We start from the raw sequence: 14104 nt of genomic DNA on the forward strand, positions 1-14104 counted from the left end.
CATGGAGGAAAAGTGAGGATCACCGAGATCCGCGAAATCGATGTGCCGCTGGTCGGGGCCATCTCGAACGCGGTAGTCAGCTTCGACCGGCACAAGGTCTCCCTTGTCGCTGTTTTCACCGACACCGTACGCAACGGGCGGCCGTTGGTGGGTGTCGCCTTCAACTCGATCGGACGGCACTCCCAGGGCGGCATCCTGCGTGAGCGGATGATCCCGCGGGTGCTCGAGGCGGACCCGGACACGCTCCTGTCGCCCGACACCGGGCTGCTGGATCCCGCCCGGGTCCTGCGGTGCGCGCTCACCGACGAGAAGCCCGGCGGCCACGGCGACCGCGCGGCGGCCGCCAGCGCGATCGAGCTGGCGGTCTGGGACCTGCTCGCCAAGTACCACGATGAACCGGCGTACCGAACAATCGCGCGTGCCTACGAGCGGACGCCGCTGGCGGCGGGGGCGCCGGTGTATGCGGCCGGTGGCTACTACCAGGACGTCGACGACCTGGGCCGACTGCGTAACGAGATCGCGGGTTACCTCGCGGCCGGATACCCGGCCGTCAAGATCAAGATCGGCGGTCTGCCGCTCGACGAGGACCTGCGCCGGATCGAAGCTGCCATCGAGGTCACCGGGAGCGGACAGCACCTGGCGGTCGACGCGAACGGCCGCTTCGACCGCAGGCAGGCCCTGGAATACGCCGAGGCGCTCGCGCCGTACGGCCTGCGCTGGTACGAGGAGGCGGTCGATCCGCTCGACTTTGCCCTGTACGGCGAACTCAGCGAGGCGTACGACGGCGTGATCGCGACCGGCGAGAACCTCTTCTCCACACAGGACGTCGGCAATCTCCTGCGCTTCGGTGGATTGCGGTCGGACCGCGACATCCTCCAGATGGATGCGGGTCTGAGCTACGGGCTGACCGAGTACGCGGCGATGATCGCGCTCATGGAACAGCACGGTTTCGACCGTACCGCCGCGATGCCGCACGGCGGGCACCTGGTGAATCTGCACATCGTCGTCGGGCTGGGTCTGGGTGGCTGCGAGGCCTATCCGGGTGTGTTTCAGCCGTTCGGCGGTTACAGCGCCGACTGTTCCCTGGCCGACGGTCTCATACGGCCCGCCGACCACCCCGGGTTCGGTCTGGAGGCGAAGGTGGGCTTGGCAGAGAAGGTTGCGGGGTTGGTGGCATGACGGTGCAACTGCGTATCGCTGTGGTGGGTTGCGGCGCGATGGGCTCGGTATACGCAGGCCGGCTGTCGGCCGCCGGCCACGACGTGCTGGTGGTGGACTCCTGGGCCGATCACGTCCATGCCATCGCAACCTCGGGCCTGCAGATCTCGGGTCCGGACGGGGAGCGGGTGGCATCGATCCGTGCATTCCCGACGACCCCACACGAGGTTGTCGACCTCGTCGTGTTGGCGGTGAAGGCCGCCGATGTCTCCAGCGCTGCAGCCACTCTCGGCGGGCTGATCGGCGCCGACACCGTTGTGCTCACGATTCAGAACGGCTTGGGCTCGGCCGACGAGGTCGCCCGGCACGTGGGGGCGGACCGGCTCGCGGTGGGCATCGCCAGCGGTTTCGGTGCGTCACTGGTCGCCCCCGGCCGGGTGCACCACAATGCGATGCGGGCGATGCGCTTCGGGGCCTACGCCGATCTCGCGTTCAGTGCTGTGGACCGGGTCGCCGAGGCCTGGCGAACGGCCGGCTTCGATGCCCGCGCGGTCGACGACATCGCCGCCATGCAGTGGGAGAAGCTGATCTGCAACGTCGCCTACAGCGCCCCGTGCGCGCTGACCGGACTCACGGTGGGGGAAGTCCTCGACCACGAGGAAATGGGCCCGGTGAGCCGGGCGGCCGCGACTGAGGCGTGGGAGATCGCCAAGGCCCGCGGAATTGCCGTCGACGTGGACGATCCGGTCGCGTTCGTGCGCGACTTCGGGGCCCAGATGCCCGCGGCGAAGCCGTCGGCGTTACTCGATCACGAGGCGGGGAGGGTCGGCGAGATCGCGGTGATCAACGGTGCCGTTCCCCGGGAGGCCGCCAAGGTGGGCCGCCTTGCTCCGGTCAATGCGACGCTGACCGCGCTCGTGCGGACCCGCGAGGCCGGCTTCGGGGGACGCCCGAACCGCTGATCCCGGTCCGCGCGGCCGGCTCAGAGGTCTCCGGGACCGCTGAGCCGGCCGCGTACCGCTGTCATCGCCGCCACCACGGGGGACACGAGGTGGGTCCGTGCCCCAGCACCCTGACGTCCCTCGAAGTTCCGGTTGGTCGTCGACGCCGAACGTTGCCCGGGGCCCAGCGCATCCGGATTCATGGCGGTGCACATCGAGCAACCGGCCGAGCGCCACTGGAACCCGGCCCGGGTGAAGATCCGGTCGAGCCCTTCGGCCTCGGCTGCGGTCGCGACGGCCTGCGAGCCCGGAACCACGAGGGCCCGGACGCCGGGAGCCACCGTGCGCCCGCTCAGCACCTGGGCCGCGGCGCGCAGGTCCTCGAGCCTGCCGTTGGTGCACGATCCGATGAACACCGTGTCGATTGCGATGTCGCGCACGGGGGTTCCCGGCTCGAGGTCCATGTATGCGAGGGCCCGCACCGCCACCTCGCGCTCGTCGGGATCGGCGTATTCGTCGGGGGACGGGACGACGCCGTCCAGCGACACCGAGTGGCTGGGGATGGTGCCCCAGGTGGCGGTCGGGGAGACGTCGGCGGCGGCCAGCACTCTGGTGCGGTCGAAGAGGGCGCCGTCGTCGGTGCGAAGGGTCCGCCAGTACGCGAGCGCCTCGTCCCACCGGGCGCCCTCTGGCGCGTGGCGGCGGCCACGCAGGTAGCCGAAGGTCACGTCGTCGGGCGCAACCATGCCGCCGCGTGCGCCGCATTCGATGGTCATGTTGCACAGCGTCATCCGCTGCTCCATGCCGAGCGACCGGACCGTGCTGCCCCGGTACTCGAGGACGGCCCCGGCGCCACCGTTGGGGCCGAGGCTGCGTACGACGTGCAGGGCGAGATCCTTGGCGCTCACACCCGGAGCGAGGTCTCCCTCGATGCACACCTGCATCGCCTCCGGGCGCTCCATCCAGAGCGTCTGCGTCGCCAGGACATGCTCCACCTGGCTCGTCCCGATCCCGAAAGCCAGCGCCCCGAAGGCGCCGTGGGTGGAGGTGTGCGAGTCGCCGCACACGATCGTCAGACCGGGCTGAGTCAGGCCCTGCTCGGGCCCGATGACGTGAACGATGCCGTTGCCGGACGAGCCCATCGGGTGGTGCGGCACCCCGAAGGCCGCGCAGTTGCGGCGGACCAGCTCGAGTTGCAGCCGGCTCAGTGGATCGGCGACGGGTGAACCGGGCCCGGTGGTCGGCACGTTGTGGTCCTCGGTCGCCATCGTCAGGTCCGGGCGGCGGACCTGCCTGCCGGCCGCCCGGAGCCCTTCGAAGGCTTGGGGGGAGGTCATCTCGTGCAGCAGGTGCAGGTCGACGTAGAGCAGGTCGGGGCCGTTGCTGCCACGGACGACGACGTGCTCGTCCCACAGCTTGGCGAACAGGGTGCGCGGTGCCACGGGCCGTCGTCGCAGTCGTCAGTCGGTGACGGCGACGGGCCTGCGGCGGTCCGCTTCGGTCCGGGGCGTGTGGGTGACGTCCTCCGGGCCGAATTCGCGCATCCAGCAGGCGAACTCGAGCAGGATGCCGTCGGGGTCCTGGAAGTAGAACGAGCGGACGTACACGCCATCGTGCATCCCGGTCGCCACCTGGGACGGACTGTCGTCGTGGTTCACGATCGGGCCGACCCGTACGCCCGCCTCCTTGAGCCTTTGGCGGTAGTCCTGAAACTTCTCCGGAGGGACGTCGAAGGCGATGTGATTGAGCGAGCTGACAGCGCTGGTCCATTCACCGAAGCCCGGCTTCTCGACAGGGGCCGAGATGCCGGGCACGCCGTCGGGCGCCTCGGCGAACCAGAAGAATGCGAGGGAGTTGCCGTTGCCGGCGTCGAAGAAGAAGTGCTGGCCGATGCCGTCGGGGAGGTCGACGGTCTTCACCAGGGGGAGGCCGAGGACGTTGCTGTAGAAGTCCACGGTGCGTTCCATGTCCGAGCAGACGAGCGCGACGTGGTTGAAGCCGCGGATCTCGAAGTTGGGTGTGCTCATAGGGCTTCCTTTCGAGGTGGTATCTGATTCTAACATCAGGTTCATATCTGATCAACGGTCGAAGCGCGGCGAGGGGGGCGGGTCGAAGAAGGTCGGGTAGAAAAGGCGGCAGACGATCTGAAGATTGCAAGGGAAGGGTGCACACATGGCTGATCCGGTGAAGGGTCGACCGACGCGGCGGGGTCGAGAGACGCTGGAAGCGATCGATGCCGCTGCGCGAAAGGTGATCGCGGAGAAGGGCTTCCTGAAGATGAGGGTGGCCGACATTCTCGCTGAGGCGGGGAGGTCGCCGGCGTCGTTCTACAACTATTACGACTCCAAGGAGGCGTTACTCGAGCGCTGGGCCCGTCGATTCCAGGACGAGGCACGCGCGCGTGCACAGGCCGGCCGTCAGGTGGCCGGTCGCGAACCGCGGGAGCGTGTGGCTGCGTCCGCTCGGGCGCACTGGGAGACCTACCGGGAGTGGCTCGCGGAGATGGTGGGTGTCTTCCAACTCGCCATGGTCAACGACGATTTTGCTCAGGTCTGGGATGAGCTGTGTGCCGAGGCCATTGCCGGAATCACGGAGGAGGTCACTCGCGCGCAGCAGCGGGGTTACTGCCCGGGCGTCGATCCCCACCTCACCGCCACGGCAATCGTCGGGATGATGAACATGTTCAGCTACGAGAAGCTCGCGAACGGGCGCGCAGCCGACGTCGACGACGAGGCATGCATCGCGACACTGACCGAGATCTGGTACCGCGCCGTGTACTGGCGGCCGTGAGGGATGGACAGCGCCTCGACCCCGTGATACTAAATCTGAACTCAGATTTATAAACAAGGAGTCACAGTGGCTATCGAACGTACGTTTGTCGGACTGCCGAGCCTTGGTCTGCCCCGCTTCGGCGCCGGCGGACACCCGTGCCAGGGTCTGTACCACCACCTGGCGGGCACACGCCCGAAGACGGCGGTGATCGCGACGCACTACCAGATCGATTTCTCCGAGCACTACATGGCGGATTACCTGGCGAAACGGGGGATCGGCTTCCTCGGCTGGAACACCCGGTTCCGTGGCGACGAGCCTCATTTCATCCTCGACTACGCCCTGAGCGACATCGGGGTGGGTGTCCGCTGGCTCCGGGAGCAGGCCGGCGTGGAGAACGTCGTACTGCTCGGCAATTCCGGAGGCGGTTCGCTCATGGCCGCCTATCAGTCACAGGCGGTGGCACCGAAGTTGACCCCGCTGCCCGGAATGCGCTTGGCGTCCGGTGTCGAAGACTTGCCGGCCGGTGACGCCTACATCTCGACCGCTGCCCACCTGGGTCGGCCCGAGGTGCTCACTGCGTGGATGGATGGTTCGGTCACCGACGAGAGCGACCCACTGGCAACCGACGCGTCCCTCGACTTGTTCAATCCGGACAACGGGCCGGCATACAGTGCCGAGTTCGTCGAGCGCTACCGGGCCGCGCAGGTCGCCCGCAACCACCGCATCACCCGGTGGGTGAAGGACGAGCTCGAGCGGTTCACTGCCGCCGGCTACCACGACCGGCCGTTCTCGGTCGCCCGAACCTGGGCCGACCCGCGCATGGTCGATCCCACCATCGAGCCCACCGAACGCGAACCGAACCTCTGCTACTCCGGCGTTCCGGAGCGGGCCAACCGCTCTGTGTTCGGCATCGCCTCGGCGTGCACACTGCGGACGTGGCTGTCACTGTGGAGCCTCGAGGACTCCCAGACTCGGTCGCGTGCGCACCTACCCAACATCACCGTCCCCGCGCTGGTGGTGAACGCCATGGCCGATACGGGTGTGTTCCCCAGCGACGCAGCGGCGATCCTTGACCTGATCGGTGCGGAGGACAAGGAATTTCACGAGATCGTCGCCGATCACTACTTCCTCACCCCGGGTGCTCGTGACGAGCTCGCCGACCTGACCGCGGCCTGGATCGAGAAGCGTTTCGGAGTGTCGAAGTAGCTGCTGCGCCCGACCGTCAGAGCCCGACGCGCTCCCCGGCGTGCGCCGATCCCAGCCACGTGTGTGGGTTCCCATTCCAGCACCAGCCCAGCTTCGGCTTGCGGTCGCTGATCCACAGCGCCGGCACGCGCTTGTCGCCGCAGCGTGACGCCAGCAGCGAGAAGCACTTGTTCTTCCGCAGCATGTCGGGGCGCGCGGTGACGAGCGCGATGCCCTCGTCGATGGTCAGCGGGCCGCGGCCGTCGCCGGTGATCTTCACGAGCGCGTCCTGGGGCGTGACGTTCAGGAACTCGGTGCCGGTGTCGATGTCGAACAGGAGGTAGCCCGGACCGTCGGGGACATCGACGCCCTCGATCGGACGGAACGTGGTGAGCTCGCCGGCCTCGAGAACGGTGAATCCCTGCTGCTTGCCGAGTGCCGCGCGGGCGATCGTCTCCTCGCGGGGAAGCCCGGTCGGGACGAGCACGAACGGGATGTGGTCCTCGCCGCGCTCGACATCGGCATCCGGGCGGGCGGCGACGACGTCACGCAGCGGGGCCAGCCCGTCACGGAACGCGGATTCGGACCTTCCGGCCAGGGCCGGATATCCGAGTCGGACGAGCTGGTCGAGTTGACGGTCGAATTCGGCGAGGGCATCGGACATGGGTCATCCTTTCGACGGCAGTGGATGGTCCAACGCGCGGGCGGCGGCATTGGTTCCCCGATCGGCAGGGAAAGCTGCCATACTCCGGCCAGGGTCGCCGCGCCGGACGCGGCGGGTTCGAAAGTGGTGAGTGTGATGGCCGCTCCGGCTGCAGTCGACGGACTCGGGTCACCGGCGGGATCGTCGCCCCGGGCCGGGGTCCTGGACATCTTTCTTCTGGCACTGAATATCCCTGGCCTCCAGGATATTTCGGTGGCCGACTCGGTGCGCGATCCCGGCCGCCGAGGCGCGTTCGCGCCGTTCCTGCCCGCGTCGAACATCGAGTCGGGAAGCACGCTGCCGGTGCACCCGTCCGCGGCGCGGGTGACGCTCGACCGCACCGGCCGGGAGGTCGTGCTCGCAACGGATTCGGGTGCGATCCACGTCGGCGCCGAGGCGACCTGCCTGTCGCTGTGGATCGTGCCCGGCCACGGTGCCGTGCTCGCGTGCGAGGCGTTGGCGACCGGTCCGGGCGGGGACCTCGTCGACTGGCGTGCCGGTGAGATCGACCAGGTCCTCGCGCGGTTCCTCGCGCAGTTCGGGCTCACCGTCGATGCCCGGCTGCGCGACGTCTTCCCGGACCTCGATAGCGCCGACCTCGATACTGCCCTGTCGAATCTTCGGCTGCCCGACCTCGTCGCCGGTGCGGGTCACGAGCGTGCCTCGGCGGCCCTGGCTATCGAGGTGACCGGCGACGGCGGTGACCGGGTCCGCCGGCGGGTCGACGGCCGCGGCACCGACGCGGCGGGGTGGAGTTGGGAGTCGATCGCGCTGGTGGAGCGCCGGTGCGGGCGGGTGCGGCCATCGCCGTCCGTGAGGACGCCGGGGCGATCGTGTTCGACCTCGACGCGACCGCCGGCGACCACGACCACGACGTGTTCGGCGTGGGCGAGATGGTGCGCGCCCTCGTGCCGTGGGTCGCCGTCCGGGCCCGCCACGCCGGGGACTACCGGCTGGTGCTCGACCACCTGCGTGACCACGACGCGCTCGAGGACGGTCGACTGCTGGCCGCGCTCGACGACCTCGCCGGGGTGCAGGCGCGGCGCATGGAACGCGTCCTGCTGGCGACCGAGGCGCGGCACGACGGTGCGTCACTACCCCGGATGTCGCCCGCGCAGTTGCGGACGGTGCTGGTGCGACGGTTGTCGGCGGAGATGACGGCCCTCGATGCCGAACTCGGTGAGGCGACCCGGGTGATCGAGCGCGCGTTGCTGCGCAGTGCCGAACGGCGCGGGAGCCGGCACTCGCGGATCGCCCAGGCCTGGTCGGTCGCCGCCGGCGCCATCGCGGTGGTGGCGGTGTTCGCCGCGCTGGCCGCGGTGCCGGCGGTGGACCAGCCGACGCTGTTCGGGCACTGGATCGAGGCCCTGGCGGCGACGATCGCGATCACCGCCGGTGTCGTCGCGATCGCGATCCTCTGGCGGCGCCCGTCCTGACCGGTCCCGGCAGACGGCATGTACCGCGTTCGGCCGGATGGCAGGATCGGGGCATGGCACTCACGCTGAATCTTGTCGGTGACCCGGACGCGGACGCCCTGTTGGCATCGGACCCGCTCGCGCTGCTGATCGGGATGCTGCTCGATCAGCAGGTGCCGATGGAGACGGCGTTCGCGGGACCGAAGAAGCTCGACGACCGGCTCGGCGGCCTGGACGTCCACAAGATCGCGGAGATGAGCCCGGACGACTTCATCGCGGTGTGTGCGCAGCCGCCCGCGGTGCACCGGTTCCCGAAGTCGATGGGGGAGCGCATCCAGTCGCTGTGCGGCGACATCGTGGAGCACTACGACGGCGACACCGCCGCGATCTGGACGTCGGGCGACCCGGACGGCAAGGAAGTGCTGAAGCGGCTCAAGGCGCTTCCCGGGTACGGCGACCAGAAGGCACGGATCTTCCTGGCGCTCTTGGGTAAGCAGATCGGTGTCGAGCCGAAGGGCTGGCGCGAGGCCGCCGGATCGTACGGCGACGAGGGCGCGCGCCGCTCGATCGCCGACGTCGTCGACCGGCAGACGCTCCTCGAGGTGCGCGAGTTCAAGCAGGCCGCCAAGGCCGCGGCGAAGGCGGCGAAGGGGAAGTAGGGACTCCTGGATGAACGATGACGGGTCGCTGCTGTGCGGGCGATGGGCGGAAGCCCCTCCTGCCGGCGCGCGGCGTCGACTTCACCCAGGCCCGGCGCGGCAGATCTCGGTCACCACGGGGAAGACGAAGCTCAGCCCCTTGGACTACACGCGAGAGCGCCTCGAAATGTTCCCCGACGCAACGGAGATCGCCGAGAACATCGCACTCATCGAGGGCAACGGGCAGTAGCGGCGGCTCCACCCCGCATCGAATCGGCAAGACGGCATTGCAGGATGGATTCCATGGCACACGTGCAACGTTTCGACCACGTCGGCATCACCGTCGCGGACCTCGACGCGGCAACCGCGTTCTTCGTCGGACTCGGTCTCGAGGTGGAGGGCACCGGGTCCGTGGAGGGTGAGTTCGTCGAGACCGTGTGCGGCATCCCCGGTGCGCACTGCAACATCGTGATGCTGCGGCCGCCCGGCGGCGGGTCCCGGCTGGAACTCTCGGCCTTCGTCACGCCCGATCACGTGCCGGGATCGCCGACAGCGATGGCCAACGAGCTCGGGCTGCGCAACGTGTCCTTCGAGGTCGGCGATCTTCAGGCGGCCGTCGACGCGGTGGCTGCGGACGGGTACGGGCTCGTCGGTGGCATCGGCGAGTACGAGAACAGCGTGCGCATGGCTTACGTGCGTGGGCCCGAAGGGATCATCGTGTCCCTGTTCGAGCAGATCGGCTGACGCGCGAGTCCGATCATCGTGATTCCGGGGCAACCAGATTCAGCCGGGCGGCGCGAAGAACTCGAGCGCGATGTTGTCGGGGTCGCGGAAGGACAGCCCGGAACCGTAGGCGGCGGTCTTGATGCCGCCGTGCGCGATGCCGAGCTCGTCGAGACGATCCCGCCAGAATTCGAGTTCGCCGGTGGTGCAGGCGAATGCGACGTGGTCGAGGCCGATCCGTCGTTCGTCGAACTCTGCGTCCGGGCGCTCGCCGGTGTGGGTGTGCAGGCCGAACATGGTCCCGCCGCCGAGCACGAAGACGGCGTGATGGAAGGCCCCGGATTCCTCGTCCTCGTCGAGCACCGGCGGCGACCCGAACAGGCGCGTGTACCACTCGGTGCTGACGGCCATGTCGGACACCGTGACCGCGATGTGGGTTAGAGCTGGGAACGGCGCCACAACGCACCTCTTCCTCCGGAACGGCGATACAGACCACGGTAGCGTCGTTCGCCGCTCCGGAGGGAGGGATTGGATCCGTCAGACCCCGTCGGTTTCCGGTTCCGGACGCTGCCGGGGGCGCTCGTGCTCGCGGGAGAACAACCCCGGCTGAGTGCCGTGCGCGAGCACGGCGTGCTCGTACGCCGACTCGGCGTGCAGCGCCAGGTCGATGCCCGACGTCTCCTGTTCGGCGGTGACGCGGAACCCGACGAGCCGGTCGATGAGCTTGCCGAGGCCATACGTGACACCGAACGCGTACAGGCCGACGACGGCGACCGCCAGCGCCTGCTTGCCGAGCTGCGCGAGCCCGCCGCCGTACAGCAGACCCTCCACGCCGCCGGTCATGACCTCCGCGGCCAGCAGTCCGATGAGCAGCGTGCCGATGATGCCGCCGACCAGGTGCACGCCGACGACGTCGAGCGCGTCGTCGTAGCCGAAGCGGAACTTCCAGCCCACCGCGAACGAGCACACGGAGCCGGCGACGAGGCCGATCACGGCCGCGCCGACCATGCCGACCCAGCCGCACGACGGGGTGATCGCGACCAGGCCGGCGACGACGCCCGACGCCGCGCCGAACGTGGTGGGGTGCCCGTCGCGCTTCTGCTCGACGAACAGCCAGCCCAGCAGGCCCGTGCAGCCGGCGACGAGGGTGTTGAGGAAGACCGCGGCGGCGGTGCCGTCGGCGGCCATCGCGGAGCCGGCGTTGAACCCGAACCAGCCGAACCACAGCAGGCCGACACCGAGCAGCACGAGCGGCAGGTTGTGCGGGCGCATCGGCTCGCTGCGGAACCCGATCCGCGGGCCGAGAACCAGCGCCAGGGCCAGTGCCGACGCGCCGGAGACGATCTCGACCACCAGGCCGCCGGCGTAGTCGAGGGCGCCGAGCTTCGAGATCCAGCCGTCCGGTCCCCACACCCAGTGCGCGACGGGGACGTAGACGAGCAGCGCCCACACCGGCACGAAGAACATCCACGACGAGAACTTGGCGCGGTCCGCGATCGCACCGCTGATCAGCGCCGCGGTGAGGATCGCGAACGTCAGCTGGAACGTCGCGAACAGGAACTCCGGAACCTGGCCGTGCACGGTGTCGGGGGTGATGCCCGCCATGCCGAAGTGCTCGAGGCCGCCGATCAGACCGCCGCCGATGTCGTCGCCGAACGCGAGGCTGTACCCGGCGAACAGCCACACCACGGTGACCAGGGCGATCGAGACGAAACTCATCATGATCATGTTGAGGACGCCCTTGGAGCGGACCATGCCGCCGTAGAACAGGGCCAGGCCCGGCGTCATGAGCAGCACGAGGGCGGTGCTCACCAGCAGCCAGGCGGTGGTGCCGGCATCGATTGTTTCGGGCATGTCAGTTTCTCCTCACCGTCGCGGGGCGACCGCACGCGAGAAACGACGATCGTCGCCTCCGGTTTCACCGGCGCTGCCGCGCTGTTGCGAGCGTGTTTCGGAAATCTCTCGCCGATTCGCGGGCCGGACGGCACCCGGGTGCGGTCCTGCGGCGCACCGTCGGGACGCGCCGGTAGTCTTTCGCCGTGGCCCTGTACCGGAAATATCGACCAGCTTCGTTCGCGGAGGTGGTGGGTCAGGAGCACGTCACCGAGCCCCTGAGCACCGCACTCGACGCTGGACGCATCAACCACGCCTACCTGTTCTCGGGTCCGCGCGGCTGCGGCAAGACGTCGTCGGCCCGCATCCTGGCGCGCTCGCTCAACTGCGTGCAGGGGCCCACGTCGACGCCGTGCGGTGAGTGCTCGTCGTGTGTCGCCCTCGGCCCGGGCGGGCCAGGCAATCTCGACGTCATCGAGCTCGACGCGGCCAGCCACGGCGGTGTCGAGGACACCCGTGAGCTGCGCGACCGCGCGTTCTACGCGCCCGCCGAGTCGCGGTACCGGGTGTTCATCGTCGACGAGGCGCACATGGTCACCACCGCGGGCTTCAACGCGCTGCTCAAGATCGTCGAGGAGCCGCCGGAGCACCTCATCTTCATCTTCGCCACCACCGAGCCCGAGAAGGTGCTGCCGACCATCCGGTCGCGCACCCACCACTACCCGTTCCGGCTGCTGGCGCCGTCCACCATGCGCGGGCTCCTCGAGAAGATCTGCGCGCAGGAACACGTGCCGGTCGAGGACGCGGTGTACCCACTGGTCATCCGCGCCGGCGGCGGCTCGCCGCGCGACTCGCTGAGCGTGCTCGACCAACTCCTCGCCGGTGCCGGGGGGGAGGGCGTCCGGTATGCGCGGGCGCTCGCCCTGCTCGGCGTCACCGATGTTGCGCTCATCGACGAAGCCGTGGACGCGCTGGCCGCGAACGACGGCGCCGCACTGTTCGGCACCGTCGACAAGGTGATGGACGCCGGGCACGACCCGCGCCGGTTCGCCGTCGACCTGCTCGAGCGCCTGCGCGACCTGATCCTCATGCGCGCCGTGCCCGACGCCGCCGAGCGCGGGCTGGTCGACGCCCCCGGCGACGTCCTCGACCGCATGCGCGAGGAAGCCGAACGCATCGGTCCCGCGACGCTCGCCCGCTACGCCGAACTGGTGCACGACGGCCTCGGCGAGATGCGCGGTGCCACGGCACCACGCCTGCTGCTCGAGGTGATGTGCGCCCGAATGCTGCTGCCGTCCGCCACGGACGCGGAATCGGCTGTGCTGCAACGCCTCGAGCGGATCGAGCAGGGAGTGGTGATCACCGCCGCCGGTTCCGCCGCGGCGCCCGCCCCGGCCGCCGCGCCGCGTCCGGCCGCTGTCGAGCCGCCGCCGTCGTCGGGTCCCGTCTACCAGCGTCCGTCGCAGCGCCGCGAGGCCGACGCCGCGCCGGCCCCCGAGCCGCAGCGGCAGCCGGAACCGCCCCGCGAACCCGAGCCCGTGCGTCAGCCGGAGCCTGTCGTGGCGCAGCCCCTCGCCGAGCCGCGTCAGCCGGAGCCGGCGCGTGAGCCGGAACCTTCCCGCGAACCCGAACCCGAACCCGAGCCCGTGCGCGTGCCGGAACCTCCGCGCCGGCCCGAGTCGGTTGTCGAACCCGTCGTCGCCGTCGCGCCCGTCCCGGAGCCCGTCGCGCCCGTGCCCGAGCCCGCAGCGCCTGCGCCGGTCCCGGAACCTGCTCCGGTGCAAGCGGAGTCGTCGGATCGCCCGGACGTCGCCGGGGTTCGTGCGGTGTGGTCCGAGGTGCGTGCCAAGGTGCGCGACCGCAGTCGCACGGTCGAGGTGATGCTGTCCGGCGCCACGGTCCGGTCGGTGGACGGTCCGCGTCTGGTGCTCAGCCACGACTCGGCCCCGCTGGCCAAGCGCCTGGTCGAGCCTCGCAACACGGACGTGATCGGTGCCGCGATGCGCGATGTGTTCGGCGGCGACTGGGAGGTCACGTGCGAGCACGGCACCGCGCCGCCGGCGCAGACGGCTCCGTCCCGGTCGGCGCAGCAGGCGAAAGCTCCTGCCGCACCGCGTTTCTCCCGGCCCAGTCAGGGCAGGGCTGCCGTGGCGCCCCCTCCGTCGGTACCCCGGTCGTCCTCGTCTGACCTCGACGACATCCCGCCGCCCGAGGCTCCGGACTACCCGGACGACCCCGGGCCGCCGCCCGTCGACTACGAGGCCACCCCTCCTCCCACCACCCCCGAGGATGAGGAAGAGATGATGGCCGAGGCGGCCGTGCCGGTGGATCAGGCGAGCCGTCGCGACCCGGACGAGGTCGCCGCGGAGTTCCTCGGCGAGATCCTCGGCGCGCGCAAGATCGACGGTTAGGGCGTGTCTCCTAGGCCGCGGTGGAGGGATCGGTGACGACTGCTGGTCGTGTCGGCCACCAAGCACTTGAATGATGAGCGGTGGTTGTTGATCGAGCCGTTGCTTCCTTCCTCGGACGGCCTGTGGGCCGCCTGTTCCGAGACAACCGCCGGGTGGTCGACGGCATCATCTACCGCTACCGGGCCGCAATCGCGTGGCGGCGGGACGTACCTACCGATTTTCGGCCCGTGGCACACGATCTGGAAACGTCAGCGTCGGTATGCCGGCGATGGAACCTGGGACACGATTTCGGCCGCGCTCCTCGCCCATTTCAGATACGAACCGC

The 14104-nt window shown here is 69.6% G+C and carries 15 protein-coding genes; 9 read left to right on the plus strand and 6 right to left on the minus strand.

Features of this window, described 5'->3' with window-relative positions; genetic code table 11:
- Window positions 1–12: 12 nt before the first annotated feature.
- Together HUN07_RS02360 and HUN07_RS02365 are read left to right on the plus strand one after the other, a co-directional pair.
- Complete coding sequence (locus HUN07_RS02360) at window positions 13–1179, plus strand: enolase C-terminal domain-like protein (RefSeq protein WP_174907697.1); 1167 nt, start codon at window positions 13–15, stop codon at window positions 1177–1179.
- Between the two features lie 8 nt (window positions 1180–1187).
- Window positions 1188–2120 carry a ketopantoate reductase family protein gene (locus HUN07_RS02365; RefSeq protein WP_174914357.1) on the plus strand — a complete coding sequence of 311 codons (933 nt, stop codon included), beginning with the start codon at window positions 1188–1190 and terminating at the stop codon, window positions 2118–2120.
- A 20-nt stretch (window positions 2121–2140) separates the two neighbouring features.
- Here HUN07_RS02365 and leuC read toward each other — a convergent pair whose 3' ends face one another.
- On the minus strand, window positions 2141–3541 hold the full coding sequence (gene leuC / locus HUN07_RS02370; RefSeq protein WP_217487173.1) for a 3-isopropylmalate dehydratase large subunit: 1401 nt from the start codon (window positions 3539–3541) through the stop codon (window positions 2141–2143).
- A gap of 18 nt (window positions 3542–3559) precedes the next feature.
- Complete coding sequence (locus HUN07_RS02375; protein WP_174907698.1) at window positions 3560–4126, minus strand: VOC family protein; 567 nt, start codon at window positions 4124–4126, stop codon at window positions 3560–3562.
- Between the two features lie 145 nt (window positions 4127–4271).
- Between HUN07_RS02375 and HUN07_RS02380 the strand changes: the two genes are divergently transcribed.
- Window positions 4272–4889 (plus strand): TetR/AcrR family transcriptional regulator, encoded by a 618-nt coding sequence (locus tag HUN07_RS02380; RefSeq protein ID WP_174907699.1) that lies wholly within the window; start codon window positions 4272–4274, stop codon window positions 4887–4889.
- Between the two features lie 66 nt (window positions 4890–4955).
- Window positions 4956–6077 carry an alpha/beta hydrolase gene (locus tag HUN07_RS02385; protein WP_174907700.1) on the plus strand — a complete coding sequence of 374 codons (1122 nt, stop codon included), beginning with the start codon at window positions 4956–4958 and terminating at the stop codon, window positions 6075–6077.
- Window positions 6078–6093: 16 nt separating this feature from the next.
- Here HUN07_RS02385 and HUN07_RS02390 read toward each other — a convergent pair whose 3' ends face one another.
- Window positions 6094–6720 (minus strand): DUF5701 family protein, encoded by a 627-nt coding sequence (locus HUN07_RS02390; RefSeq protein WP_174907701.1) that lies wholly within the window; start codon window positions 6718–6720, stop codon window positions 6094–6096.
- A 168-nt stretch (window positions 6721–6888) separates the two neighbouring features.
- Window positions 6889–7413 (minus strand): hypothetical protein, encoded by a 525-nt coding sequence (locus tag HUN07_RS26750; RefSeq protein WP_254622748.1) that lies wholly within the window; start codon window positions 7411–7413, stop codon window positions 6889–6891.
- 131 nt (window positions 7414–7544) lie between these two features.
- Here HUN07_RS26750 and HUN07_RS26755 point away from each other — a divergent pair, with 131 nt between their 5' ends.
- Genes HUN07_RS26755 through HUN07_RS02410 form a run of 4 tightly spaced genes read left to right on the plus strand, consistent with a single transcriptional unit; the run spans window position 7545 to window position 9556 of the window.
- Entirely contained in the window at window positions 7545–8195 is a 651-nt protein-coding gene (locus tag HUN07_RS26755; protein ID WP_254622749.1) for a hypothetical protein, read from the plus strand.
- Window positions 8196–8248: 53 nt separating this feature from the next.
- The gene (locus HUN07_RS02400; RefSeq protein ID WP_174907702.1) at window positions 8249–8833 is read left to right on the plus strand and encodes an HhH-GPD-type base excision DNA repair protein; all 585 of its coding nucleotides are present in this window, start codon (window positions 8249–8251) and stop codon (window positions 8831–8833) included.
- Between the two features lie 10 nt (window positions 8834–8843).
- Window positions 8844–9062 (plus strand): hypothetical protein, encoded by a 219-nt coding sequence (locus HUN07_RS02405; RefSeq protein WP_174907703.1) that lies wholly within the window; start codon window positions 8844–8846, stop codon window positions 9060–9062.
- Window positions 9063–9115: 53 nt separating this feature from the next.
- The gene (locus HUN07_RS02410; protein ID WP_114721417.1) at window positions 9116–9556 is read left to right on the plus strand and encodes a VOC family protein; all 441 of its coding nucleotides are present in this window, start codon (window positions 9116–9118) and stop codon (window positions 9554–9556) included.
- 39 nt (window positions 9557–9595) lie between these two features.
- Here the strand turns inward: HUN07_RS02410 and HUN07_RS02415 are convergent, their stop codons facing one another.
- Together HUN07_RS02415 and HUN07_RS02420 are read right to left on the minus strand one after the other, a co-directional pair.
- Window positions 9596–9994 carry a VOC family protein gene (locus HUN07_RS02415; protein ID WP_174907705.1) on the minus strand — a complete coding sequence of 133 codons (399 nt, stop codon included), beginning with the start codon at window positions 9992–9994 and terminating at the stop codon, window positions 9596–9598.
- A gap of 78 nt (window positions 9995–10072) precedes the next feature.
- A complete protein-coding gene (locus tag HUN07_RS02420; RefSeq protein WP_174907707.1) occupies window positions 10073–11389 on the minus strand; it encodes an ammonium transporter in 1317 nt (438 codons plus the stop codon).
- 185 nt (window positions 11390–11574) lie between these two features.
- Between HUN07_RS02420 and HUN07_RS02425 the strand changes: the two genes are divergently transcribed.
- Window positions 11575–13779: a DNA polymerase III subunit gamma and tau gene (locus HUN07_RS02425; protein ID WP_174907708.1), complete on the plus strand. Its 2205-nt coding sequence runs from the start codon at window positions 11575–11577 to the stop codon at window positions 13777–13779.
- The last annotated feature ends 325 nt before the right edge of the window (window positions 13780–14104 follow it).

The organism is Rhodococcus sp. W8901 (assembly GCF_013348805.1).
Classification (GTDB): Bacteria; Actinomycetota; Actinomycetes; order Mycobacteriales; family Mycobacteriaceae; genus Prescottella.

Excerpts from the sequence above, each read along its gene's own strand:
- HUN07_RS02375 (WP_174907698.1), bottom strand. The coding sequence starts at position 4,126 with ATGAGCACACCCAACTTCGAGATCCGCGGCTTCAACCACGTCGCGCTC.
- HUN07_RS02380 (WP_174907699.1), top strand. The coding sequence starts at position 4,272 with ATGGCTGATCCGGTGAAGGGTCGACCGACGCGGCGGGGTCGAGAGACG.
- HUN07_RS02390 (WP_174907701.1), bottom strand. The coding sequence starts at position 6,720 with ATGTCCGATGCCCTCGCCGAATTCGACCGTCAACTCGACCAGCTCGTC.
- HUN07_RS02400 (WP_174907702.1), top strand. The coding sequence starts at position 8,249 with ATGGCACTCACGCTGAATCTTGTCGGTGACCCGGACGCGGACGCCCTG.
- HUN07_RS02405 (WP_174907703.1), top strand. The coding sequence starts at position 8,844 with ATGAACGATGACGGGTCGCTGCTGTGCGGGCGATGGGCGGAAGCCCCT.
- HUN07_RS02410 (WP_114721417.1), top strand. The coding sequence starts at position 9,116 with ATGGCACACGTGCAACGTTTCGACCACGTCGGCATCACCGTCGCGGAC.
- HUN07_RS02420 (WP_174907707.1), bottom strand. The coding sequence starts at position 11,389 with ATGCCCGAAACAATCGATGCCGGCACCACCGCCTGGCTGCTGGTGAGC.